We start from the raw sequence: 23,740 nt of genomic DNA, 5'->3' as shown, positions 1-23,740 counted from the left end.
CAGCGTCCGCTCTGCCGAAACCGCAGACGCTATTGTTCGCTCGCCGTAACTGCCGACAATGAGCGACATGGCTACCGAACACTCCCGCCGCGAGGCGTGGCTGATGGCCGCCCGGCCTCACACGCTCCCGGCGGCCGCCGCCCCCGTCGTCGTCGGCGTCGGTCTCGCCGTCCACGAGGGCACGTTCGCCGCCCTCCCGGCGCTGGCGGCGTTCGTCGGCGCGGCACTCATCCAAATCGGCACCAATTTCGCCAACGACTACTACGACGCCGTGAAGGGCGTGGACACCGACGAGCGCGAGGGGTTCACTCGCGTCACCCAGTCCGGCCTCATCGCCCCGGAGTCGGTCAAGCGCGCGATGTACGCCACGTTCGGACTGGCGATACTCGTCGGCGTCTACCTCGTGTACGTCGGCGGACTCCCCATCCTCGTCGTCGGCCTCGCGAGCGTCGTCTCCGGCATCGCCTACGCCGGGGGTCCCTACCCGCTCGGGTCGCACGGTCTCGGCGACCTGTTCGTCTTCGTCTTCTTCGGCGTCGTCGCCGTGATGGGCACCTTCTACGTGCAGGCCGCCAGTAAACTCGCCGGGGCCTTCCCCACGGGAATCCCGGCGGGGACCGTCACGCTCGCGGCGTTCGTCGCCAGCCTCCCGGTCGCGGCCATCTCCACGAACATCCTCGTGGTGAACAACGTCCGGGACCTCGAAACCGACCGCGAGGCGGGCAAGAAGACGCTCGCGGTCCTCGTGGGCTACCGGGCCAGCAGGGCCGAGTTCGTCGGTCTGCTCGCGCTCTCGTACGCCGTTCCCGTCTGGTTCTGGCTGGCGCGGGGCTACTCCCCGGCGGTCCTCCTGCCGCTGGCGACGGTTCCCTACGCCGCCACGATTGCGCGGACGATGCTGACCGACACCTCCGGCGAGGCGCTCAACCCCGCGCTGGAACAGACGGGCAAGCTACTGGCCGCCCACTCGGTCCTGTTCGCGCTGGGTCTGATCGTATGATTGGCGCCGTTCGCCCCTTCTCGCTCCCGCTGGCCGACCCCCTCGACACCGCTCGGGGAACCATCGAGCGCCGCGACGGACTGCTGGTCAGACTGGAGGCCGACGACGGCGCCGTCGGGGTCGGGGAGGCGACGCCGCTTCCGGGGTGGACCGAACACTACGACGAGTGCGAGTCGGTCCTCGCCGACGCCGTCGAGGCCGTGGACGGCGGAGCCGACCCCGACGACCTGCTCGGGGACCTCGACTCGACCCCGGCCGCCCGCCACGCGTTCGACCTCGCGCTCGCGGACCTGCGCGCCTCTCGCGAGGGCGTCCCGCTGTATCGCCGCCTCGGCGAGTCCGGAGACGACCCCGACTCCGCCGGAGACGAGTCGGCGCGCGTCGAGAGCGTCCCCGTCAACGCGACGGTCGGCGACGCGCCCGTCGCGGAGACCGTCGCCGAGGCCGAGCGCGCCGCGAAGGCGGGCTTCGAGTGCCTGAAGGTCAAGGTCGGCGCGCGCCAGTTGTCGGCCGACGTGGAGCGAATCGAGGCCGTGGCCGACGCGCTCCCCGAGACGGAACTGCGGGCCGACGCCAACGCGGCGTGGACCCGCCAGCAGGCCCAGCAGTTCCTCGACGCGGTCGGCGACCGGCTTTCCTACGTCGAGCAACCGCTGGCCCCGACGGACATCGCGGGCCTCGCCGCGCTCTCGGGACCGGTCGCGCTGGACGAGACGCTCGCGGAGGTCGAGTTCGGGGACGCGCTCGACGCCGACCCGGACGCAGTAATCCTGAAACCGATGGCGCTCGGCGGCCCGCGCGCCGCGGTCGGGGTCGCCGAGCGCGCCCGCGAGGCGGGCGTCGAACCGGTGGTGACCACGACTATCGACGGCGCGGTGGCCCGGACCGCCGCGGTCCACGTCGCGGCCGCGATTCCCGACGTTCCGGCCTGCGGACTCGCCACCCGGAAACTGCTGGAGTCTGACCTCGGCCCGGACATCGCCCCGGTCGCCGACGGCCGGGCGGTCGTCCCGCAGGGCGAGGGCAACGGCACCGCGGACACGTGGGGACACCATGACTGACGGGAGAACTACTCGAAATCACGACGAAGAGATGCACGACTGGCTGGCCGAACGAGTGCGGACCTCCCCCGAGGCGACGGCGCTGGTCGAGGCGGAGGATGGAGCGGAGTGGAGTTACGCCGAACTCGATTCGGCGGTCGAGGAGACCGCCGCCCGACTCGCGGCGCTCGGTCTCGAACCGGGCGACCACCTCGGCGTCCTGATGGAGACCCGAGTCGCGTTCGTCCGACTGGTCCACGCCGCGATGCGACTCGGGGCGGTTCTGGTCCCCCTCAACGCGCGTCTCGCCCGGCCGGAGTTGGCCCGGCAGGCCGAGACGGCGGACCTGAACCTGCTCGTCTGCGAGCGCGAGACCGAGAGCGAGGCGGTAGCGATTTCCGAGGTGCCGGTCGCGTCGGTCGACGCTCCCCAGCGAGAGGGAGAGGACGCCGTGGCGGCCCTTCGCCAGCGCGACTCCGCGGGATTCGACCCGGCATCGTGGTCCCGCGCGGACCCGCAGGCGATGCTGTTCACCTCGGGCACGACCGGCGACCCGAAGGCGGTGTCGCTGTCGATGGGGAACTTCCTCGCGAGCGCCACCGCCTCGGCCTTCCGACTCGGCGTGACGCCCGACGATAGCTGGCTGCTCTGCCTGTCGATGTACCACATGGGCGGGCTATCGGTCGTCCTCCGGTCGGCGCTCTACGGGACGACGGTGGTCCTGCAGGAGGGCTTCGACGCCGAAGACGCCGCGGACGCGATGGCCGAGTTCGGCGTCACGGGCGTCTCGCTCGTCCCGACGATGCTCCGTCGGATGCTCGACGCGCGCGACTCGCTGGCCAACTCCCTGCGGTTCGTCCTGCTGGGCGGTGCGCCAGCGTCCGAAGAACTGCTTTCGCGGTGCGAGGCCCGCGGCGTGCCGGTCCACCCGACCTTCGGCATGACCGAGACCGCCTCCCAAATCGCCACGGCCCGGCCCCGCGAGGCGTTCGAGCATCGGGGAACCGTCGGGCGGCCCATGCTGTGGACCGACCTGACCGTGGTCGGTGAGGACTGCAACCCCCTGCCCGCGGGCGAGACCGGCGAACTCGTCGTCTCCGGGCCGACCGTGATGAGAGGCTACTACGGCGACCCGGCGGCGACCGCCGAGGCCTTCGGCGAGTACGGTTTCCACACCGGCGACGTGGGCTACCGCGACGACGCCGGACGCGTCTGGGTACTGAACCGGCGCGAGGACCGCATCATCACCGGCGGGGAGAACGTCCACCCCGGCGAGGTGGTCGAGGCCCTGCGCGAGCATCCCGACGTGCGGGACGCCGCGGTCGTCGGACTGGACGACGACGAGTGGGGCGAGCGAGTCGCCGCGCTGGTGGTTCCCGAAGATGGCGCAGACCTCACGGGAGAGACCGTCGAAGACTTCTGCGACGACCGACTCGCGGGCTACAAGCGACCCCGAACGGTCGCGTTCGCCCACGAGTTGCCCAGAACCGCCTCGGGGACCGTCGAGCGCGAGGCGGTCCGGGAGCGACTTCGCCGCGAGCGCGATGCGTAGGTCGGCGGTCGGGTGGTCCACAGTTTGGCGGACGTTCGCCGACGTTCGCACGGGAACTGCCGAGGCCGCGACACTTTAGCCCGATACGTCCGTAGTCGTAGACGTGTGTACCCTAATCCTCGCGTGGCAGATGTTCGACGACGCGCCGATAGCCGCGGCGGCGAACCGCGACGAGGCGCTCGGCCGCCCGTCTCGCCCGCCGGGCGTCTTGGACGAGAACCCCCGGGTGGTCGCGCCGCGTGACGAGGAGGCCGGCGGGACGTGGATCGGATACAACGACGCGGGCGTGTTCGTCGCCGTCACGAACCGCCGGACCGACATCGAGGGCGAGCGCTCGCGGGGCCTGCTCGTCCGGGACGCGCTGGCCCGCGAGTCGGCGAGCGCCGCCGACGCGTTCGTCCAGAGCGAACTCGCCGACCGCCGGTACGCCGGGTTCAACCTCGTCGTCGCCGACCGCGAGCAGGCCCGACTGCTGGAGTGGGACGGCGTCCTCCGGACGACAAACTTCGACCCCGGCGTCCACGTCGTGGTCAACGAGGGGTACGACGAGGCCGCGACGAAGGCCGAGCGCATCCGCGAGGCGGTCCGCCCCGAACCCACGACCGACGAATCGGCCACCGAACTCGGGGGCGCCGCGGCGTGGTTCGAGCGCGCGAAGGCGGTCCTGCGCGACCACGACCTCGGGGCCTGCGTCCACGGCGACGGCTACGGCACCCGGTCGTCGTCGCTGGTCGCCGTCGACGCCGACGGGACGGGCCGCTACTGGTTCGCCGACGACGCGCCCTGCGAGACCGACTACGAGGCGGTTACGGTGGAGGAGACGGGCGAGTCGGACGGTCAGATTTAAACCGCCCGCGGCCCGTGGTTTCCGTATGGCAGTATCCGAGGAGGACCTCACCGACGCCGAGCGCGCGGGACTCGAACTCGTCCGGGAGTCCGGCGGCATCCACCAGAGCGACTTCTGGAAGCAACTCGACGTGGACTCTCGGAAGGGCAGTCGCATCGTGGAGTCGCTGTACGAGAAGGGACTCGTCCAGCGCGAGGAGACCGTCTACGAGGGCCACAACACCTACCTCATCACGCCCGCGGCCCGCGACCTCGACTTCTCGCTGTTGATGGCGGGCGACATGCTCTCGCCGTTCATCGGCGAGGAGGAAGTCGACGCCGAGAGCGACGCCTTCTCGCAGTGGATTATGAACCTCGCGTACAGCGAGTAGACGTCTCGACCGTTCGCTTTTCGCGTCGCCCCCGATTCGATGCGCCGTCGGATACGCGACGAGATGCGGCTTCCCCGTCCGAACTGCTTCTTTGGACAGTAGAGATATGCGCTCCGAGAGACGAAAATTGTCTATGGGGAGCGAGACGCCGCCACCGCCGGGAGGGACCAACATCGAGGGACGGGCCCCCGAGAGCGAACCCACGGTCGAAACCGACGAGGCGACCATCACCGAGGACGCCGAACTGGAGCGGACGCTCGGACTCTCGGGCGGCCTCGCCATCGGAATCGGGACGATGATCGGTGCGGGAATCTTCGTCTTCCCGGGACTCGCGGCGGGACGGGCCGGCCCCGCCGCCGCGGCGTCGTTCGCCATCGGGGCAGTCGTCGCGCTGCTGGTCGCGCTTCCGGCCTCCGAACTCGCCACCGCGATGCCCAAGAGCGGCGGGGGCTACTACTTCATCTCCCGCGGACTCGGGGCGCTTCCCGGCGCGGTCGTCGGCCTCTCGCTGTGGTTCGGACTGGTGTTCGCCACGGCCTTCTACCTCGTGGGCTTCGGCTTCTACGCCGTGGACACGCTGGCGGAACTCGGCGTGGCGGTCGGGGAGGGACTCGTGGTTCCGCTCGCGCTGCTGTTCGGCGCGGGGTTCACGGTGCTGAACGTCACCGGAACGGAGAACGCCGCGAAGCTCCAGAACGGAGTCGTCGCGCTGCTGCTGTCGATTCTCGCCGTCTTCCTGCTCTACGGTAGCCTCGACGCGCTCGGCGTCGTCGGCCAACCGAGCGCGCCCGAGACGTTCGCGCCGTTCGGCTCGATTCCCGTTTTGACGACGGCGGCGCTGGTGTTCACGTCGTATCTCGGGTTCGCGCAGGTGGCGACCGTCGCCGGGGAGATGAAGCGGCCCGGCCGGAACCTCCCGCTGGCGATGATCGGATCGGTACTCGTCGTCGGCGTGATGTACGTCGTCACCGTCTTCGTCGCCACGAGCGCGTTCGGCAGCGACCGTCTCGCGGCGCTCGGCGAGACGGCGATGGTCGAGGTCGGCCGGGAGTTCCTCGGGTCGGCCGGGGCGCTCGCCATCGTGTTCGGGGGACTGCTGGCCACGATGTCGAGCGCCAACGCGTCGGTTCTCAGTACCTCGCGGGCCATCTACGCCGTTTCGAAGGACGCCCTGCTCCCCCAATGGGCGAGTCGCATCAACCTCAAGTACGGCACGCCCCACGTCGCGCTGGGGATGGCCGGCGGTCCGATACTCGTGCTGGTGACGACGGGACAGGTCGAGATTCTGGCGGAGGTCGCGTCGTTCCTGCACCTGATAATGTACGGCCTCATCTGCGTCGCGCTCGTCGCGCTCCGTCGAGACGAACCGGAGTGGTACGACCCGGACTTCCGGGTGCCGGGCTATCCGTTCGTGCCCGCGCTCGGCGCGCTCACGAGCTTCGCGCTCATCGGGTTCATGCAGCCTGCGTCCCAGATCATCGGCATCGCCATCATGCTGGTGAGCGCCGGGTGGTACTTCTATTACGCTCGGGACGTCACACTGAAGGGGGCTCTCTGATGACGCGCGTACTCGTTCCCGTGGCCGTGCTGGAGGGCGAGTCGGTCTCGACCGGCCTGACCGACCTGCTCGGCACCGCGGACGTGACGGTCTTGGGCTACCACGTCCTGCCCGAACAGACGCCACCCGACCAGGCCCGCCTCCAGTACGAGGACCGCGCCACCGAGGCGCTCGAGGACCTCGCCGCGGAGTTCCGCCAAGCGGGGGCAAGCGTCGACCACCGACTCGTGTTCACCCACGACCGGGACCAGACCGTCGACCGGGTCGCCGACGAAATCGACGCGCGAGCGTACGCCATCACCGGGGCGACCGGCCCGGTCGAACGCCTGCTCGTCCCGCTGACCGGCGACGTCGCCGTCGAGCGCATCCTATCGTTCGTGACCGACTTGGTCGGCGGCCGCGACGTAGGCGTGACGTTGTTTCGCGCCGCCGACGAGGAGACTGTCGAGAATCGGGCGTCGCTCGAGGAGGCCGCCGAAACGCTCGCCGCGGCGGGCATCGACGCTCGGACCGAACTCGCGACCGGCGTCGACCCGTTCGAGGCGCTCGTCGACGCCGTGGCGGGCCACGACGCCGTCGTCATGGGCGAGCAAGCACCGTCGCTCCGGTCGCTGGTGTTCGGCGAGGAGACCGAACGAGTCGCCGCCGAGACGGTCGGGCCGGTACTCGTGGTTCGTCGCGACGAGTAGCGCGAGACGCGAGCGCCCGAGGAGCGAGAAGTCGGGGGCGCCGACTTTTCGAGTCGACACCCGGCTTCGCCACTACTCGTAACCCCGACAGCATCGTGCGGTGATCGAATGGAAGTAGAATCGGGCGCAGACGAGAACGGGAGTTTCGTGCAACGTCGCCGTTGACGGCGACGCTCGTCGGCATCGCGGCGTAGAGCGCCTCGTCGTCGGCAATCTCGTGTTCACCCAGTTCGGCGAGACCCCGCTGGTGGTCGTTCGGTCGTTCGCGGGCGGGGCGGTCCTCGCCCCGGTCGCCGACGAGGCGATGCCCGACGCCTACGAACGCGGCGGTCCTTACGTCGCCTTCGGGACGGTCGCGGGGTTCCTGACGTCCTTCGTGCTGACGTGAGAACGGTTGCCGTTCGCGGCGTCGCGAAAACAGGGTACAGCGTACGGAACGGCGAGAACGTGGGCTACTGTTCGACCGCGCTCCCGACGCGGATTATCTCCTCCTCGCCGAACGCCGGACCGACGAACTGGACTCCGACCGGACCGCCGTCCACTTCGCCCGCCGGAACCGAAATCGCGGGCAGGTCCGCGAGGTTTGCCGGGACCGTGTTGGCGTCCGCGAGGTACATCTGGAGCGGGTCGTCCAGACTCTCGCCAACCTCGAACGGCGGCGTCGGCATCGTGGGGCTGGCCAGCACGTCCACCGACTCGAAGGCCTCGTCGAAGTCCTGCTTGACCCACGCGCGGGCGTCTTGGGCCTGCTTGTAGTACTTGTCGTGATAGCCCGCCGAGAGCGCGTAGGTGCCCAGCAGGATGCGGCGTTTGACCTCCTCGCCGAAGGCCTCCTCGCGGGCCTTCGAGAAGGCCTCGTTCCAGTTCCCGTCGAACCCGCCCGAGTGACCGTAGCGCACGCCGTCGAATCGCGCGAGGTTCGAGGACGCTTCCGACATCGCGATGACGTAGTAGGCCTCCACCGCGTGTTCGACCGAGGGGAGCGAGACCTCCTCGACGGTCGCGCCCTGCGATTCGAGGTCGTCGAGCGCGGCCTCGAAGCGCCCGCGGACGCCCTCGTCGGCGCCCTCCACGAGTTCGGTCGGAACGCCGACGGTGGTCCCGTCGACGTCGCCCGTCGCGGCGCTGGCGTAGTCCGAGTCGGCACCCTCGTCGCGGGTCGTGGCGTCGCGCTCGTCCGGGCCGCTGATGACGTCGAGCAGGGCCGCGGCCTCCTCGACGGTGGGAGCGAGCGGGCCGATCTGTTCGAGGCTGTTGGCGTAGGCGACGAGGCCGTAGCGCGAGACGAGGCCGTAGGTGGGCTTGATGCCGACGACGCCGCAGAACGCCGCCGGATTCCGGATGGACCCGCCCGTGTCGCTCCCCAGCGCGAGGTCGGCCTCGCCCGCCGCGACAGCGGCCGCGCTCCCGCCAGACGACCCGCCGGGGACGCGACCGGGCGCCGCGGGGTTCTCGGCGGGGCCGAACGCCGAGGTCTCGGTGGTCGAACCCATGCCGAACTCGTCCATGTTGGCCTTGCCGACGATGGTCGCGCCCGCCTCGGTCAGTTTCTCGACCACGGTGGCGTCGTAGGGCGGCACGTAGTCGTCGAGCATCTCGGACCCGCAGGTCGTCCGGACGCCCTCGGTGCTGATGTTGTCTTTGACCGCCACGGTGCTGTCGGCGAGAGGGCCGTCGGCCGCGCCCTCGACGGTCTCCTCGGTGACGAAGATGTTGTGGTCTGCGCTCATGAGTAGATGGTGGTGGTTCGGTCTTGAATGGTCGTCGGCGGTTACGAGACGTTCGGCCCCTTGAAGTAGCCGTCCTCGGTCTCGGGTGCGTTCGCCAGCGCCTCCTCTTGGCTCAGGCTCTCTCGGACCTCGTCCTCGCGCATGACGTTCACGAGGTCGGCCTCGCGGTCGACCTCGGGCACCTCGTCGAGCGTCTCGAAGTAGTCGAGGATGTCCGCGAACTGGTCGGTGAACTTCTCGACCTCGTCGTCGTCGAGTCCGACGCGGGCGAGGTCGGCGACGTGACGGACCTCCTCGGGACCGGGAGACGTGTCGCTCATACACGTCACGTCCCGCGGGCCAGCGGTAAGGGTTTCGATACCGACCCCTCGAAGGTAGTACTAAAGGTTGCCGAATCGGGGGGTCGCCGTGAGAACCCGAGACACGCCGCTCGACCGTCGAGAAGCGGGATGAGTGGTCGATGACGGGAATCGGAGAAATCGCGCGTTGCCACAGTCTTTAAGTAGGAACGGCCACAACTAGAGTACGTCTTCTGACCCGGTATTGACCGTCCCGTCTGCGGCGACCGACCCACCTACTGATAGCTCTCTCGTTCAAATCCACCATGACTGAAACACGCACCCGAACCCACACCGACGAGCGAACCACCGACGAGCAAGAGACCGAGCGCGAGGAGAACCACTGCCCCGAGTGCGGCGGGAACCTCGTCGCCGACGAAGAGCGCGGCGAGACGGTCTGCGGGGAGTGCGGTCTAGTCGTCGACGAGGACCAGATCGACCCCGGACCCGAGTGGCGCGCGTTCGACTCCAAGGAGAAAGACCAGAAGTCCCGCGTCGGCGCGCCGACGACGAACACGATGCACGACAAGGGTCTCTCGACCAACATCGGCTGGCAGGACAAGGACGCCTACGGCAACTCGCTCGGGTCCCGTCAACGCGAGAAGATGCAGCGGCTTCGCAAGTGGAACGAGCGGTTCCGCACCCGCGACAGCAAGGAGCGCAACCTCAAGCAGGCGCTCGGCGAAATCGACCGCATGGCCTCCGCGCTCGGCCTCCCGGACAACGTGCGCGAGACCGCCTCGGTCATCTACCGTCGTGCGCTCGACGAGGACCTCCTTCCGGGCCGCTCCATCGAGGGCGTCGCCACCTCCGCGCTCTACGCCGCCGCCCGGCAGGCGGGCACGCCCCGGAGTCTGGACGAAATCAGCGGCGTCTCCCGCGTGGAGAAGGACGAAATCGCTCGGACCTACCGCTACGTGGTACGGGAACTCAACCTCGAAATCCAACCCGCCGACCCCAAGAGCTACGTCCCGCGGTTCGTCTCGGACCTCGGCGTGAGTGACGAAGTCGAGCGCCGCGCCCGCGACCTGCTCGACACCGCGACCGAGAAGGGCATCCACAGCGGCAAGTCGCCGGTCGGACTCGCCGCCGCCGCCGTCTACGCCGCCGCCCTCCTCAGCAACGAGAAGGTGACCCAGAGCGAGGTCAGCGACGTTTCGGACATCAGCGAAGTCACGATTCGTAACCGCTACCACGAACTGCTCGAAGCGAAGGAAGACGCCATCGCGCCCTAACTGTCCGTTTTTACCGAACGTAGACGCGACGTGTTAGCGGCCCGCCGTCGCTCATCGCAGAAACAATCTTGTTTCTCTGAGCATCGAAATTATGGTTTAGACGATTATAGTGCTGTTTCCATGCGCTCGAAGAGTGATTGGGGCGGAATCGCCGCGTTCTCGAACGATAGGCTACCGACTGGCGATTCTCCGAGCGTATTCCCGTCTGAATCGAGACCGTAACTCGCAAACCCCGACCGTCCCACGACTCCGACATGGAAACCACCCGCCACTTCACCGCGACGACCTACGTCGTCAACGACGGCGCGGTCGCCCTGCACCACCACGACCGACTCGACATGTGGCTCTCGCCCGGCGGCCACGTGGACCGCGACGAACTCCCCCGAGAGGCCGCCCGCCGCGAGGTCCGCGAGGAGACCGGCCTCGACGTGGACCTGCTCGAACCCGAGACCGACGTCTCGGTCGAGGCGGGCCGGGAACTCCCGCCCGCCGAACACGTCATGCTGTTCGACATCGACGTGTATCCGGACGGCGAGGTCGGCCACCAGCACATCGACTTCGTCTACTTCGCCGAGGCCGCAAACCGGGACGTCGACCCCGAGGGAGACGACGAGGCCGACGCCGACGAGTGGGTCTGGTTCACGCCCGAGGACCTGCGCAGTCGCGACGACCTCACGACCGAAGTGGTCCAAATCGGCTCGGAAGCCATCGAAAAAGTCGAATCGCGGTCCGAGTAGTCGGCCGGCGTGCTTTCGCTACGACCCGTCGATGTCCAGCGTCACCGTCAGCGGACCGCTCGCCTCCTCGACGGTGATGGACCCCGAGTAGCGGTAGTCGTCCACCGGGTCGGAGTTGCCCTCGATGGAACCGCCGACTTTCCCGCGGACGACGTTGTCTTCGATACTGTCCACGCCGAGCGTCCCGGCCTTCGGTCCCTTCTCGACTCTTCCCGAGACGCGGAACTTGTAGGAGACTCGTTCGTCGGCTTCGAGCGTGACGGTGTTCGTCAGTTTCTCGTCTTCGGTCGTGTCTTCGACGACTTCACCCTCTTTCAGCACCATCCCCGGCCCTTCGAGGTCCAGTTCGGTGATGTCCCCCGTGAAGAGCCAGTCGTCGTATCCGCCCCCGCTGGCCGCGCCTTCGGCCGTGTTGTCGTCAACGAGCGTGTCGTAGCCGTCGCGGTTGGCCTCGCGCTTGAGTTCCCCGCTGACGCTGACGCGGTATCGGAACGTCTCGTCACCCGCGGACTTGAATCGCAGTCGCTTCCACTCCTCGGCGCTCGCGGTCCCGACTGCCCCCACGCCGGCGATTCCGGCGGCCGTCGCCCCTCTCAGCACAGTTCTTCGGTCGATTCCGTCGGTCGCTTCGGCGTCTCGTGTTTCGTCAGGCATCGTCTGTACCCGGTACAACCGACCGCTCGGAGGTGTTTAACGGGTGATGTTTCTCAACCCAGATTAAACTGCTTTTCTCCTCGATTAGCGAGGATTTGGGATAGCAACGCGTCGTTTCCCGGAGTTTCGCGGATTGTCGGACGGCGAGACGATTCCGAGTACGGCCGAGTCAGACTGAGACGGCGGACAGGCCCGTCCTAACTCGGGAGTACAGAGAGCGTAAGAACGGAACATGCCGGATAGAACAAAAGCCGTCTCGGGCTTTGATACGCTCAACATGAGTAGGTCGGCGAACCGCCTCCGAGACGTATCTGGCCTCGGTGCGGGTCGGGAAATCGACGCGAACGGGGGCTACTCGACGGAGGAAGCCGGATGGCTGTGAAAGATAGCCTCGCCCGAGGACTGAAGATGACCGTGCTGGCGCGGGCCGTCCACGTCCTCTCGAACGCGGTCCTGATGGTCCTGCTGACCCGGTTCCTCCTCAGCCCCGACGAGTACGGTATCCTGTTTCTCGCGCTCTCTGTCATCGGAGTCGCGCGCCTGTTCAGCGACCTCGGTCTCGCCAAGTCCGCCGCCCGCTACGTGACGGAGTTCAAGGAGTCGGACGCCTCGCAGGTCCCGTACGTCTTCGAGACGGCGCTCAAGTACCGACTGCTGTTCATCGGCATCGTCGGTTGCGCCCTCGCGCTCGGCAGGAACTACATCGCCGGACTCATCGGCGAACCCGCGGTCGCACCGCTACTGCTCGTGGGCGCGGTGTACCTCGGGTTCCACTCGCTCAGCGTCTTCAACAGCCTGCTCTTTCAGGGGTTCAACTGCGTCTCGTGGAGTGCGCTCGTGCAGGTCGTGAACAACGTCAACCGAATTATCTTCGCGGTCCTGTTCGTCTTCGTTCTCGGATTCGGCGCGCTCGGTGCCCTCTTGGGGTATCTCGTCGGTGCCGCGCTGGCGATGGTCGTCGGCTTCGGCGTCCTCTACAAGTACTTCTACAGCAACTACGAGAAGGCCGACGAACCCGAGGAGGGCCTCTCCCGGCGGATTCTCGAATACAGCGCGCCGATGATGATTACTCGCGGGGCGGGCGTCCTCAACACGAAAATCGACACCATCCTCATCGGCGTCCTGCTCAATCCCGCCGCGGTCGGGTTCTACACGCTCGCCAAGCAGATTTCTTCGTCGCTCACCGTCCTCGCGGGGTCGCTCGGATTCTCCATCTCGCCGACCTACGGCGAGCAGAAGGTGAACGAGCAACTTGACCAGGCCGCCCGGATGTACCGGAAGACGCTGGAGTACACCCTGCTTCTGTATCTCCCCGGTGCGGTCGGCGTCATCATCGTGGCCGAACCGACGATTCGCATCGTCTTCGGCGAGGCGTACCTCGGCGCCGCGCCGGTCCTGCAGGTCCTCGGAGTCTACGTGGTCCTCAGAGCCGTCAACCAGACCACCACGAAGGCGCTGGACTTCCTCGGTCGGGCGCGCGTTCGGGCCATCGCGAAGGGTTCGACGGCAGTCGCCAACTTCCTGTTGAATCTCGTTCTCATCCCGAAACTCGGCGTCGTCGGGGCCGCCGTCGCGACCGTGATTACCTTCGGAATCTACACGTTCACTAACGTCTTCGTGATGTATTCGGAACTCCCGCTGGACTCGAAGCGACTGGTTCGGCCGGTCGCGCTCGTCGGCGTCGTCACGGCCGGGGTTGGCGTTCCGGTTCTCTTGGCTACTCGGTACGTCTCCGACGTGTTCTCGCTGGTCGGCGTGGTGCTGTTCGGCGTCGCCATCTGGTCCGTGCTGGCGATACGAACGGGCCTCTTAGATATCAGTTCGACCAAATCGTTCCTGCTGAGCGAGTAGTGTCTCTCAGTGCCCTTATCGAATCGACCCGTCTCAGGTTCTCACGTCTCTGGTTCGAGCAAAGCTCCGTCTCGATTGTACATTCATGAAACCGGAAAATACTTAAAACATGGGTTAAGCATTGAAGGTAGCATGGCACGCGACGAAACGGCACGTGAGCCGTCACGAGAGGCATCGAACGTCAGCAGACGGAACTATCTCCGGCTAGCCGGGTCGGCCGCGATATCCGCCGCGGCACTCAGCACGGGCGTCAGCGCCGCAGACGACTTCCAGACGATTACCGTCCCCGCGGGCGAAGTGCGGAGTTTCAGTCTGGGAGACGGCGACACACTCGAAAACGCGCTCATCGACATCTCCGCCGACGGCGCGGGCTACCGCATCTCGGCCAACGGCGACGGCTGGGCGATTCGCAACGTCGGCGTGAAAGGCTACTTCGACGCCAACGTAGACGACCCCCTCGTGGCGATGTGCCCCAACGGCGGGTCCGGAACCATCGAGAACGTCTACCTCGGCGACGGCGGGTACGACGCTCCCGCCGGCCTGACGACGGGCATCTTCGTCCACGCGTATCACACGGGTCACATCGACATCGATCGCGTGAACATTCAGGGATGGGCGGGCAACGGCGTCTACGCGAGCGGTCCCGGTAACCACGACGACCACCCCAACCCCGGCGGCGGCGGGACGGTACAGATAACGAACTCCTACGCCGCCGACAACCCGACGGCGGACTTCCGCCTCGGGACCGACGGTTCGTACTGCAAGAACTGCGTGAGCAAGGGCGCGGGTCGAGGCTACTGGGGCTTCTACAACACCACGAAGCTCATCGACTGCGACATCCACAACGGCATCTACGCCAGCGACGGTTCGTGGCAGTCGCCCGCCGTAGTCCAACTCGAGAACACGCGCTTCTCCGGGGGCACCCACACCTACGTCGACAGCGCCAGCATCTCCGGCAGTTCTGCCGGCACCCCTCGCTACCGGATACCGAACGGCGTGCCGACGACCGCGAAAGAGGCCGCGAGCGGCGCGACGAGTACCGGCGATAGTTCCGATTCGACCACGACCAGTCCCGACGACTCGAACGCCGCCGGAACGGTCCTCGAACTCGTCGCCGGGTCGTCCACCTCGAACACGACCTACGAGTTCACGGTCGAGGGGAGCGTCCAGAAGCGCACCTCGTCGGGCGACGTGGCCGCCGAGGACAACGACACCGTCACGAGTAACGGCGACGGGACGGTCACAGTCTCCGGCCTCTCGGGCAACGGCTACGGCGACTCCTTCCTCGTGGACGGCGACATCGTCTCGATGAACCTCGACGAGAGTAAGTGGACGCTGAAGTACGGCGGTAACGAGGTCAGCGTGAACGACCTCGTGCTTCCGAACAAACTCGTTATCGACGGAAGCAACGCCCCTCGACGGTCCAGCGAGTACACCGTGGAGTTCAGCGGCACGGCCCGTAAGAGCGCCGCGCTCGGGTCGGTCAACGACCACGACACCATCACCGACGGCAAAATCTCCGGCCGAGTCATCGGCGGAAAGGACGGCTACCGCTTCTCCGGTGAGATTACGGGGTTCCGACTCGACGGCCCTGCGAACGTCCGCGTCGAAGACGGCTCCTAATCGCCGAGCACTCTTTGCGCGTAGTTGCCTCCAATTGTAGCACCTATTTGGAGTTCAGGGGGTGCCTGAATACGTTTCACGACTGTCACGGGGACCACGAGGCCACCGATAGCTATACGGGAATATTTCGAACGTTTACGCGGCGAACGTTACAACCGAGCGCCGGGTCCTGTTGCTGTCGATGGTCAGGCTAAGGCCCGTGTTCGGACGTACGAACCGGCGACAACGGTGTTGGTGGACTCGGGAGCAGCCACCCGCTACTCTCCGGATAACTTCGGCGTAATTGTAATCATACTGTCTGTTTCAGCCCTCGCTTGTCGCGCTCATCGTCCCCGAAATTCAGTCACAACTACAATATAACAATACACCCACAGGTTCTGGACCAATCCACAATGCCCGGAATTTCATTCGTTCAGGGCCAGACGACTGGGAAGGGAGCGGAGGAGGCGTCGCTCCGCACTGTCTGCTTCCGCGAGGACTACGAGCGAACAGTCCACGCAGCAGACGGTACCTCGTTTCTCGGGTCGACTGGTTACGCTGAATACCCCGTGAAGACAGTCGAGACCGCTGACGCGATTTACCTCCTCGAAGGACACCTCTACGACGTGAACGACGAGGAGCGCCATCTCCGGTCCATCGGCTCGAAACTCCTCGACGAGCGTCTCGAAGAAGTCCGGGCGTGGCTCTCCGACCGCGACGGAGACTTCCTGCTTCTGGCCTACGAGAGAGACACCGGGGCGCTCTCGGTAGTGAACGACGCCTTCGCTCGACTGCCGGTCTACCACGCGACCGTCGGCGAGAACGTCGTCCTCTCCCGCGAACTCAAGTTCGTCCGCAGTCTCGCCCGCCACTACGGCGACTCGCTCGAACCGGACGTGACGGCGTTCGCCCAGACGCTCCTCTTCGGGTATCAACTCGGGACTCGGACCCTGTTCGACTCGGTCGAACCCGTCCCGCCGGGGTCCTACGTTCGCATCGACGGCGACGTTCGCGTCGAGAGCCTCTATCGACACGACTTCGAGGGGACGCCCCGAGGCGACCGGAGCGTTCGGGAGAACGCCCGCGAGTTAGCGTCCCGGTTCGAGACGGCCTGCGCGAACCGAGACACGGGCGACCTTCCGAACGTCGTCTCGCTAAGCGGCGGCCTCGACTCGCGGGCCGTCGCGGGTGGGTACGAGGCTATCGGAGCCGATTACGCCACCGCGACCTTCGAGAAGCCGAACGAGGCGAACACCGCAGACGTCCGACTCGCCGAGAGCATCGCCGACGCGCTCGACGCCGAGTGGGAGCGCTACGCCGTCGAACGCACCGAAGGCCATCGGACCGACCTGCTGGAGATGAAGCAGGGACTGAACTTCCTCGCGATGTCGTTCCTGCTGGACTTCCTCGAACAAATCGAAGCCCGTCACGGCAAGTTCACCTACGTCACGGGCGACGGCGGCGACAAGGCGCTTCCGGACCTGACTCCGCCGCGGGAGTTCGACTCTCGGCGTGACCTCGCCGAGTTCGTCGTGGACGCTCACAGCATCTTCGACCCCGAGGAGGTCACGACCCTCACGGGCGTCTCTCGCGAGCGACTCGTCCAATCGGTCGAAGTCCGGTTGGAGTCGTATCCGGAACGGACCTACGACGCCAAGTACGTCCACTTCCTCGTCCGAGAGCGGGGAATCAACTGGCTCAACCACGGCGAGGACCGGAATCGCTACTACTGCTGGAGCGTCTCGCCGTTCTACTCGCTCCCGTTCTTCGAGTACGCGATGAACGTACCCGCCGACCAGAAGCGCCGTAGCAGATTGCAGGCGGCCTTCCTCGAGGAGTTGGACCCGGCGCTGTGCGACATCGAGAACGCCAACTACGACGCGCCGGTCAGTTCCCTCAGGCACAAAGCGAAGACGCTCGCGCTCGACCTGGTCAGTCGGTATCCGAGTCTGCGAGACACCGTGGCCTCCTTGCTGAGGGACGGCGCGAGCGACGGACTCACCGACGTACTGGCGACCGAGGTCCGGCGGGCCGGTGAGACGCCGTTCGACGACGCCGCGCTCGGCACCGTCGTTCGGAACGGCGAGGAGTACGCCGGTCGGGAACTCTACAACCTACTGACGCTGGTGGCGACTGCCGACTACGAACCCGAGCGACCGCTCCGGACCGACCCGACCGCGGTCATCGCCGACGGGTCGGGGTACGACGACGAGTAATTCCGCCCGTGCCGGTTCCTCAGACCGAAACCGGAGCGTGGGGCGACAGTTCTCCGAAGGTGTCGTCCGAGAGGAGGTCCGGAGCGAGGAGCGCAAGCGCGAGCAGTAGCACGGCGACGACCGGCAGAAAGAGTCTATCTCTCCACCCCATCTCGGCGACGTTCCGGGAGAAGTACCTCGCCGAGGACTGCCCCACGACCCACGCGACGCTCGTTCTGCGGCGAATCGCTGCGAGGAATGTTCGTTCCCGGTCGGCGTTCTGCATGTCCAGACCCACAACACACTGCCGAATTAATATACGGAGGTTAGGGTAGGCTAAGTTGACACTACGGCGCGTTAAGGAATTGTAGGTGCGCGGTCGTGATTAGACGTGTCTGCGACCTCTCGGAGGGGTACGTCGAAACACGCTAATCCCCTTTCGAATAGGCGCGTCGTCTTGACATTTAAGAAAGTTAATTAACCCCGGTTCTGAATAAATCGCTTACATGAGTACCGGTCGGCACGGGACCGAAGAGGCTCCAGACGAGCGCGACGTCCCGTTTCGGGACCAATTAGAGTCCGCCGAGGAGATTCGCCTCTCGTGGACCGGGTCCGACGTTCGCTGGGCGAATCAGTGGCAGACGCTCCCCGACACGCCCACCTCCTTCGCCGCGACCGACCGTCGAGTCGTCTTCGCGACCGGCGACGAGACGACCTCCATCGGCTACAACCACATCCGGGCGGTCGAGACCAAGCCCGCAGGCGAGGGACTGGACCTCTCGGTGGCGTTCCTCGCCTGCGGCGGTCTCTGCCTGCTGGTCGGCGTCGTCGTCGCCACGAGGGACGCGATGAACGGGGCCGGACTCGTCCTGCTGTCGGTGATGCTCCTCGTCGCCGGGAAGGCGGTCGAAACCGACGCCGAGCGAGCGACTATCACCATCGTCATCGACAACGAGCGCCAACGGCTCTCGTTCTCGGCCGACGAGTCGATCGGCGCCGAACTCGCCGAACTGGTGGAAGAGGGCTGAACCTCCGAAACCGCCCGTCACGGAACCTCTACTCGGTCTCGGATCACGTCGATAACGTCGAACAGGCGGGTTCGCTTCGACGAGTCGAACGAGACGAACACTCCGGTGTGGGTGTCGGTCGGCGTCTGAACCGCGAACACGTCCTCGGTCTCGTAGACGATGCGCCGGAGCGACCCCGAAGCGGTCACCTCGTCCACCTTCTCTCTCCCCAGACCGAGGACGATTATCTCCCGCCGGAGCGCTTCGAGGTCGACTCGGGAGTACTGCGAGTCGAGGTCGTCGCGGAGATACAGGTGGTCGAACTCCGTCTCCTCGTAGACTGCGACCATTCGGAGCGCGTCGCCGACCTCCGTTCGGAGAGTCCGCGTGAGTTCCGATGGGTCGTCCATACCGACCGGTACGGCTCACTCGCCTATTAGTGTGGTTGGCTAGCACATGACTCGGTTCGGATTTGGAGCGAGAAATTCCCGATGCACGGCAGGCCGAACCGGCTACTCCCCGACCCGTGACGCGACGTACTTCGAGACGTGGTCGTCCATGCGGCGCTTGAACCCGGCCTGCCGGGCCAGTCGGTCCACCTCGCGGGCGACCAGACTGCCGTACTGGACCGCCTTCTTCTCGCGGAACGCCACCCCGTCGGGCACGAACTCGCGGGCGGCCAGTCGGAACGCCTTCTTGCGCTCGCCCCGGGAATCGACCAGCAGGTCGCCCGGAAGCGAGAGCGCGGTCCGGACCACTCTGTCGTCCAGTAGCGGCGCGACCGGTTCGACGCCCGCCGCGCGCAGCGCCAGCACGTCCCGTTCGAGTTGGTCCGGGAGCGTCCCGACGGCCTCGCGGGCGGCACCGCGGACCGTCTCGGCCTCGACGCGGGGGTCCTCGGGCGCTCGCGCCACCTTCGCGTACCCGCCGAACAGTTCGTCCGCGCCCTGCCCGACCGCGAGTCGGTCGTAGCCGTCGCGAGCGGCCCGCTCCGCCGCGAGGTACAGCGGAAGCGCGATTTGCACGTCCATCGCGTTCGTCCGACCGGTCGCGCGGGCCACCTCGGGCACCGCGCGCTCGGCGTCCGACGGGGACAGTTCCACCACGCGCAGGGCGTCCTCTCGGCCCATCAGGCGGGCCGCGCGCCGGGCCGCCGCGACGTCGTGGCTCTCCGGGAAGCCGACGACGTACAGCGGCGCGTCGAAGGCGCTGGCCACCACCGCCGAGTCGACGCCGCCCGAGAATGCGACCGCGAGGTCGTCGGGCGCGACGGACGCCAGCGCCTCCCGGAGCGCGCCTTCGAGGTCGAGGACTGCTTCGCGGGCGTCGGACGCAGTCGGCGGGTCGGGGAGCGAGAAAATCTGCTCGGAATCACCGCTCGCGGGGTCGCAGACGTGTCCCGCGGGAAGCGGTTCGGGGTCGGCGAGGTCGCCCGGAGCGAACGACCACTCGGCGTCCCCGTCACCCTCCGCGAAAATCGGCTGGCGTCCGAGCGAGTCGCGGACGAGGCGATCGTCGGGAAGCCGACCCGCGAACCCCCGCGAGTCGAACAGCGACTCCCGCGCTGCGACCGCCTCCGCGACGCGCTCGGCCGACGCGCCGCGCATCTCCGGGGACGCCTCGCGCTCGGTCATCAGAGGAGTTCGCCGAGTCGGTTCTTCACCCGGCGTTTGGCCCCGCCCGCGGCCTGCCGAAAGCTGACGTGCCACGGAGTGCGCTTGCCCTCGACGGTCGTCCGGCCGTCGCGGATGGCGTCGAGGATGCCCGCGGCGCTGCGCTCGTCGGCGTCGATTCGCGTGACCGCCTGCCCGACCATCTCGCTGATGTGAGCGTCGCTTCCGGCGGTCTGGGGCAGACCGCGGCGCTCGGCGAACCGCCGGGCCTTCCGATTGCCCCGGCCGGTCAGCAGTCGGGAGTTGTACACTTCGATGGCGTCAGCCTCGGCGAGTTCCGATTTTCCGATGTTGGCCATCACGCCGCTCCGGGACTTCTGGAACGGGTGAGGAACGACCGCGACGCCGCCCTGTTCGCGGATTCGGTCGAGCGTCTCGGCGAACGACAGGCCCGCGGGAACCCGCTCGGAGACCCCCAGCGCGAGGACGTGTCCCGCCGCGGAACTGATCTCCATCCCCGGAATCCCGACGAGTCCGTACTCCTCGGCCTTCTCGGCCGCTTCGAGACTGGCCGAGAGTTCGTCGTGGTCGGTGACCGCCAGCGCGTCGAGTCCGACCGCGGCGGCCTGCTCCAGCATGAGGTCGACGGGGTCCCGGCCGTCGTACGACAGCGACGAGTGGGCGTGAAGCTCGACCGATAGCACGGGCGGGGGTTCGCAGGCGGACGGCAAAAGCGCCTCGGTACGGAGTCGGCCGCCGGGTCGGTCGTGGCCCGCTCGCTCGTGGCCCCTTCGGCGCGACGATTCGCATCGCTCGCGCCTCCCGATTCTCGCGGTGACGGTGAATCGTCCGATATTAGCGAATAGCGGGCTTCAAGGAAGCGGTTCATGAAACACTCCGAGACCTGCCGCGGGTAGCATTTCGTATATCAGAATACAGTTTACGTGTTGGTCACAGGACGAGAGGAAGTGAATACTAGATTTCATTTTCTGACGCGGACAGCCCCGAATCTCACCCAAATCGGGGGAAAGCGAGCGGAGTATCGCCAACGGGCGAGGTTCGTTTGCAAGAGGCGCGTGCCGAAATCCGGTCGCAGTTCCACCTCGCCGGGACGCCGACGGGAGAGTATGCACGAACTCGCACATAGAAAGGCATTAATTCGCCGTGTCTGTACAGACAGGTGAATGAGTCTCTCCGAGCAAGACCGCGAACTCGTCGACGCCGAACTCGGCCGGGAGCCGACCCCGGCGGAGGCGGCGCTGTTCGAGAACCTCTGGAGCGAACACTGCGCGTACCGGTCGTCTCGACCGCTCCTGTCGGCCTTCGAGTCGGAGGGCGAACAGGTCGTCGTCGGGCCGGGCGACGACGCCGCGGTCGTGGAAGCCGCGGACGGCACGTACATCACGATGGGTATCGAGAGCCACAACCACCCGTCGTTCGTGGACCCCTACGACGGCGCGGCCACGGGCGTCGGCGGCATCGTGCGCGACACCCTCTCGATGGGGGCCTACCCCATCGCGCTGGCCGACTCGCTCTACTTCGGCGACTTCGACCGCGAACACTCGCGCTACCTGCTGGAGGGCGTCGTGGAGGGCATCAGCGACTACGGCAACTCCATCGGCGTCCCGACTGTCGCCGGAAGCACGGCCTTCCACGACGACTACGAGGGCAATCCGCTGGTGAACGTCGCCTGCGTGGGCCTGCTGGACGAGGACCGACTGGTCACGGCCGACGCGAAGGAACCCGGCAACAAACTCGTGCTGGTCGGCAACGCGACCGGCCGGGACGGTCTGGGCGGCGCGAGTTTCGCCAGCGAGGACCTCTCGGAGGACGCCGAGACCGAGGACCGACCCGCGGTGCAGGTCGGCGACCCGTACACCGAGAAACTGCTCGTCGAGGCCAACGAGGCCCTGCTCGACCGCGACTTGGTCGAGGCGGCCCGGGACCTCGGCGCGGCCGGACTCGGCGGCGCGTCGAGCGAGATGGTCGCCAAGGGCGGTCTCGGCGCGGAGATTCGGCTGGAGGCGGTCCACCAGCGCGAACCGAACATGAACGCGCTGGAGATTCTGCTCGCGGAGTCCCAAGAGCGCATGTGCTACGAGGTCCGCCCCGAGAACGTCGACGCGGTCGAGCAGGTCGCCGAGAAGTACGACCTCGGTTGTTCAGTCATCGGCGAAGTGACCGAGGGGAACTACGTCTGCACCTTCGATAGCGAGGCGAACGCCTCCGAAAAGCCGACCGAGGAGCGAAGCGACTCGGGAGGCCGCGAGACCGTGGTGGACGTGGACGCCGAGTTCCTCGGCGACGGCGCGCCGATGAACGACCTGCCGGCCGAGGAGCCGACACAGCCGGAGCGCGACCTGCCCGACGCCGACCTCCGCGACGCCTTCGAGGCGGTCGTCGGCCACCCGAACACCGCGAGCAAGCGGTGGGTCTACCGCCAGTACGACCACGAGGTGCAGGTCCGGACCGCGACCGGACCGGGCGACGACGCCGCGGTGTTGGCCCTGCGCGAGGCCCGGAAGAGCGCGGAGAAAGGCTCCGCGGCGGCGTCGAGCGGCGATAGCCGCGAGACTGGCCTCGCCGTCTCCTCGGGGGCGGACCCCAACTGGACGAGCGCCGCGCCCTACGAGGGAGCGCGGGCGGTCGCGCTGGAGAACGCGACCAATCTCGCCGCGAAGGGCGCGACGCCGCTCGCCGCGGTGGACTGCCTCAACGGCGGCAACCCCGAGAAGCCCGACGTGTACGGCGGCTTCCGCGGTATCGTGGACGGTCTCGCCGACATGTGCGCGGCGCTCGGCGCGCCGGTCGTCGGCGGGAACGTCTCGCTCTACAACGACTCGCCGTCGGGGCCGATTCCGCCGACGCCGACCCTGGCGATGACCGGGACGAAGGACGGGTACGACGCCCCGCCCGCCCACCTCTCGGCCGACGCCGGCGGAGCGACCCTGCTCGTCGTCGGCGCGGACGGCGGGAATCGACTCGGCGGGTCGCAACTTCTCGCCCAGACGGGCGGCAGCGACCGGTTCCCGGAACTCCCGGAGAACCCCCGCGAGGTCGTGGCGACCCTCGCCGACGTCGCCGACAGCGAGGCGACCGCGGCGGTCCACGACGTGAGCCACGGCGGTCTCGCAGTCGCGCTCGCCGAGATGGTCACGGACGAAGCGGGCGCGGCGGTCGAACTCGACTCGCTCGACGCCCTGTTCGCCGAGACGCCGGGCCGCGCGGTCGTCGCCACGACCGACCCCGAGGCGGTTCGCGAGGCGTTCGACGGCGTCGCTCCGGTCGCGGAACTCGGTGAAGCGGACGATTCGGGCGCGCTGGACCTGACCGTCGACGGCGAGTCGCTGAGCTACGACGCCGACGATATCGCCGCCCTCCGCGACGTGCTGGCCCGAGAACTCGACTGACGTTTCCGCAGTTCTCTCGTCGTTTTCCGGTATTTTGGCAGGAACGTCTACGACTGTTCTCCGGTGGCGCTGACGCGTCGTTCGCAGATGACGGGGTAACTGCCCGAGACTGAGTGTTTCGAGCGGGAAATACAACGGGAGTCGAGTCCTACGCCGTCCTCTCACCCCGAGTTGTCCGTCAATAAACAATATGCCGCGATAACGTCGCAGGGTGCGTCGGCCGAGAGCGCGCCGCTCTGTGGCCCGCCGAACCGTCGGAAGCCGACCTCCCGCACCGCAAACAATTTGATTCGTCGGTCCGCGTGGTGGATC

The 23,740-nt window shown here is 67.2% G+C and carries 22 protein-coding genes; 15 read left to right on the top strand and 7 right to left on the bottom strand.

The features are described from left to right. The first annotated feature begins 58 nt into the window (after nt 1–58). The 8 genes from M0R89_RS14885 (at nt 59) to M0R89_RS14850 (ending at nt 7,444) form a co-directional block, all read left to right on the top strand. Nucleotides 59–1,000 carry a 1,4-dihydroxy-2-naphthoate polyprenyltransferase gene (locus tag M0R89_RS14885; protein ID WP_248649868.1) on the top strand — a complete coding sequence of 314 codons (942 nt, stop codon included), beginning with the start codon at nt 59–61 and terminating at the stop codon, nt 998–1,000. Continuing rightward, entirely contained in the window at nt 997–2,061 is a 1,065-nt protein-coding gene (menC, locus tag M0R89_RS14880; protein WP_248649867.1) for an o-succinylbenzoate synthase, read from the top strand. Before M0R89_RS14885 ends, menC begins: the two co-directional genes overlap by 4 nt. Further along, nucleotides 2,054–3,592 (top strand): o-succinylbenzoate--CoA ligase, encoded by a 1,539-nt coding sequence (gene menE, locus M0R89_RS14875; RefSeq protein WP_368408837.1) that lies wholly within the window; start codon nt 2,054–2,056, stop codon nt 3,590–3,592. Before menC ends, menE begins: the two co-directional genes overlap by 8 nt. Before the next feature lie 103 nt (nt 3,593–3,695). Next, complete coding sequence (locus tag M0R89_RS14870) at nt 3,696–4,439, top strand: NRDE family protein (RefSeq protein WP_248649866.1); 744 nt, start codon at nt 3,696–3,698, stop codon at nt 4,437–4,439. 25 nt (nt 4,440–4,464) lie between these two features. Continuing rightward, a complete protein-coding gene (locus M0R89_RS14865; RefSeq protein WP_135851153.1) occupies nt 4,465–4,809 on the top strand; it encodes a helix-turn-helix transcriptional regulator in 345 nt (114 codons plus the stop codon). A 133-nt stretch (nt 4,810–4,942) separates the two neighbouring features. Beyond that, nucleotides 4,943–6,367: an APC family permease gene (locus M0R89_RS14860; protein ID WP_248649865.1), complete on the top strand. Its 1,425-nt coding sequence runs from the start codon at nt 4,943–4,945 to the stop codon at nt 6,365–6,367. Then, complete coding sequence (locus M0R89_RS14855; protein ID WP_248649864.1) at nt 6,367–7,056, top strand: universal stress protein; 690 nt, start codon at nt 6,367–6,369, stop codon at nt 7,054–7,056. The genes M0R89_RS14860 and M0R89_RS14855 overlap by 1 nt, the downstream gene beginning before the upstream one ends. Before the next feature lie 217 nt (nt 7,057–7,273). Then, nucleotides 7,274–7,444: a ZIP family metal transporter gene (locus M0R89_RS14850; protein ID WP_248649863.1), complete on the top strand. Its 171-nt coding sequence runs from the start codon at nt 7,274–7,276 to the stop codon at nt 7,442–7,444. Between the two features lie 64 nt (nt 7,445–7,508). On the opposite strand, the gene gatA is transcribed toward M0R89_RS14850, so the two are convergent. Both gatA and gatC read right to left on the bottom strand, forming a co-directional pair. Beyond that, nucleotides 7,509–8,786, bottom strand: a complete 1,278-nt coding sequence (gene gatA, locus M0R89_RS14845; protein ID WP_248649862.1) for an Asp-tRNA(Asn)/Glu-tRNA(Gln) amidotransferase subunit GatA — start codon at nt 8,784–8,786, stop codon at nt 7,509–7,511. A 41-nt stretch (nt 8,787–8,827) separates the two neighbouring features. Further along, complete coding sequence (gene gatC, locus M0R89_RS14840; RefSeq protein WP_248649861.1) at nt 8,828–9,106, bottom strand: Asp-tRNA(Asn)/Glu-tRNA(Gln) amidotransferase subunit GatC; 279 nt, start codon at nt 9,104–9,106, stop codon at nt 8,828–8,830. A 284-nt stretch (nt 9,107–9,390) separates the two neighbouring features. Here gatC and M0R89_RS14835 point away from each other — a divergent pair, with 284 nt between their 5' ends. Both M0R89_RS14835 and M0R89_RS14830 read left to right on the top strand, forming a co-directional pair. Continuing rightward, on the top strand, nt 9,391–10,359 hold the full coding sequence (locus M0R89_RS14835) for a transcription initiation factor IIB (protein WP_248649860.1): 969 nt from the start codon (nt 9,391–9,393) through the stop codon (nt 10,357–10,359). Nucleotides 10,360–10,613: 254 nt separating this feature from the next. Further along, nucleotides 10,614–11,096: an NUDIX hydrolase gene (locus M0R89_RS14830; protein WP_248649859.1), complete on the top strand. Its 483-nt coding sequence runs from the start codon at nt 10,614–10,616 to the stop codon at nt 11,094–11,096. A gap of 18 nt (nt 11,097–11,114) precedes the next feature. Here the strand turns inward: M0R89_RS14830 and M0R89_RS14825 are convergent, their stop codons facing one another. Beyond that, nucleotides 11,115–11,750 (bottom strand): hypothetical protein, encoded by a 636-nt coding sequence (locus tag M0R89_RS14825; protein ID WP_248649858.1) that lies wholly within the window; start codon nt 11,748–11,750, stop codon nt 11,115–11,117. 372 nt (nt 11,751–12,122) lie between these two features. Here M0R89_RS14825 and M0R89_RS14820 point away from each other — a divergent pair, with 372 nt between their 5' ends. The 3 genes from M0R89_RS14820 to M0R89_RS14810 all read left to right on the top strand — a co-directional run bounded on the left by M0R89_RS14820 (nt 12,123) and on the right by M0R89_RS14810 (nt 17,419). Further along, nucleotides 12,123–13,601, top strand: coding sequence for a flippase (locus M0R89_RS14820; RefSeq protein WP_248649857.1), 1,479 nt, complete (start codon nt 12,123–12,125; stop codon nt 13,599–13,601). 132 nt (nt 13,602–13,733) lie between these two features. Continuing rightward, nucleotides 13,734–15,224 carry a hypothetical protein gene (locus tag M0R89_RS14815; protein WP_248649856.1) on the top strand — a complete coding sequence of 497 codons (1,491 nt, stop codon included), beginning with the start codon at nt 13,734–13,736 and terminating at the stop codon, nt 15,222–15,224. Nucleotides 15,225–15,616: 392 nt separating this feature from the next. Further along, on the top strand, nt 15,617–17,419 hold the full coding sequence (locus M0R89_RS14810; protein ID WP_248649855.1) for an asparagine synthase-related protein: 1,803 nt from the start codon (nt 15,617–15,619) through the stop codon (nt 17,417–17,419). A gap of 19 nt (nt 17,420–17,438) precedes the next feature. On the opposite strand, the gene M0R89_RS14805 is transcribed toward M0R89_RS14810, so the two are convergent. Beyond that, nucleotides 17,439–17,684 carry a hypothetical protein gene (locus M0R89_RS14805; protein WP_248649854.1) on the bottom strand — a complete coding sequence of 82 codons (246 nt, stop codon included), beginning with the start codon at nt 17,682–17,684 and terminating at the stop codon, nt 17,439–17,441. A 220-nt stretch (nt 17,685–17,904) separates the two neighbouring features. Here M0R89_RS14805 and M0R89_RS14800 point away from each other — a divergent pair, with 220 nt between their 5' ends. Beyond that, nucleotides 17,905–18,426, top strand: coding sequence for a hypothetical protein (locus M0R89_RS14800; RefSeq protein ID WP_248649853.1), 522 nt, complete (start codon nt 17,905–17,907; stop codon nt 18,424–18,426). A gap of 17 nt (nt 18,427–18,443) precedes the next feature. Here M0R89_RS14800 and M0R89_RS14795 read toward each other — a convergent pair whose 3' ends face one another. The 3 genes from M0R89_RS14795 to M0R89_RS14785 all read right to left on the bottom strand — a co-directional run bounded on the left by M0R89_RS14795 (nt 18,444) and on the right by M0R89_RS14785 (nt 20,722). Further along, nucleotides 18,444–18,815 (bottom strand): DUF7522 family protein, encoded by a 372-nt coding sequence (locus tag M0R89_RS14795; protein WP_248649852.1) that lies wholly within the window; start codon nt 18,813–18,815, stop codon nt 18,444–18,446. 102 nt (nt 18,816–18,917) lie between these two features. Beyond that, nucleotides 18,918–20,012, bottom strand: a complete 1,095-nt coding sequence (locus M0R89_RS14790) for an asparagine synthase C-terminal domain-containing protein (protein WP_248652279.1) — start codon at nt 20,010–20,012, stop codon at nt 18,918–18,920. Between the two features lie 26 nt (nt 20,013–20,038). Continuing rightward, on the bottom strand, nt 20,039–20,722 hold the full coding sequence (locus M0R89_RS14785; protein WP_248649851.1) for a PHP domain-containing protein: 684 nt from the start codon (nt 20,720–20,722) through the stop codon (nt 20,039–20,041). A gap of 480 nt (nt 20,723–21,202) precedes the next feature. On the opposite strand from M0R89_RS14785, the gene purL reads away from it, so the two are divergent. Continuing rightward, entirely contained in the window at nt 21,203–23,428 is a 2,226-nt protein-coding gene (gene purL / locus M0R89_RS14780; RefSeq protein WP_248649850.1) for a phosphoribosylformylglycinamidine synthase subunit PurL, read from the top strand. Nucleotides 23,429–23,740 lie beyond the last annotated feature (312 nt).

It is taken from the genome of Halorussus limi (assembly GCF_023238205.1).
Lineage (GTDB): Archaea > Halobacteriota > Halobacteria > Halobacteriales > Haladaptataceae > Halorussus > Halorussus limi.
The sequence above is the reverse complement of the archived record's forward strand: the minus strand, read 5'-3'. Positions and strand labels throughout refer to the sequence as shown.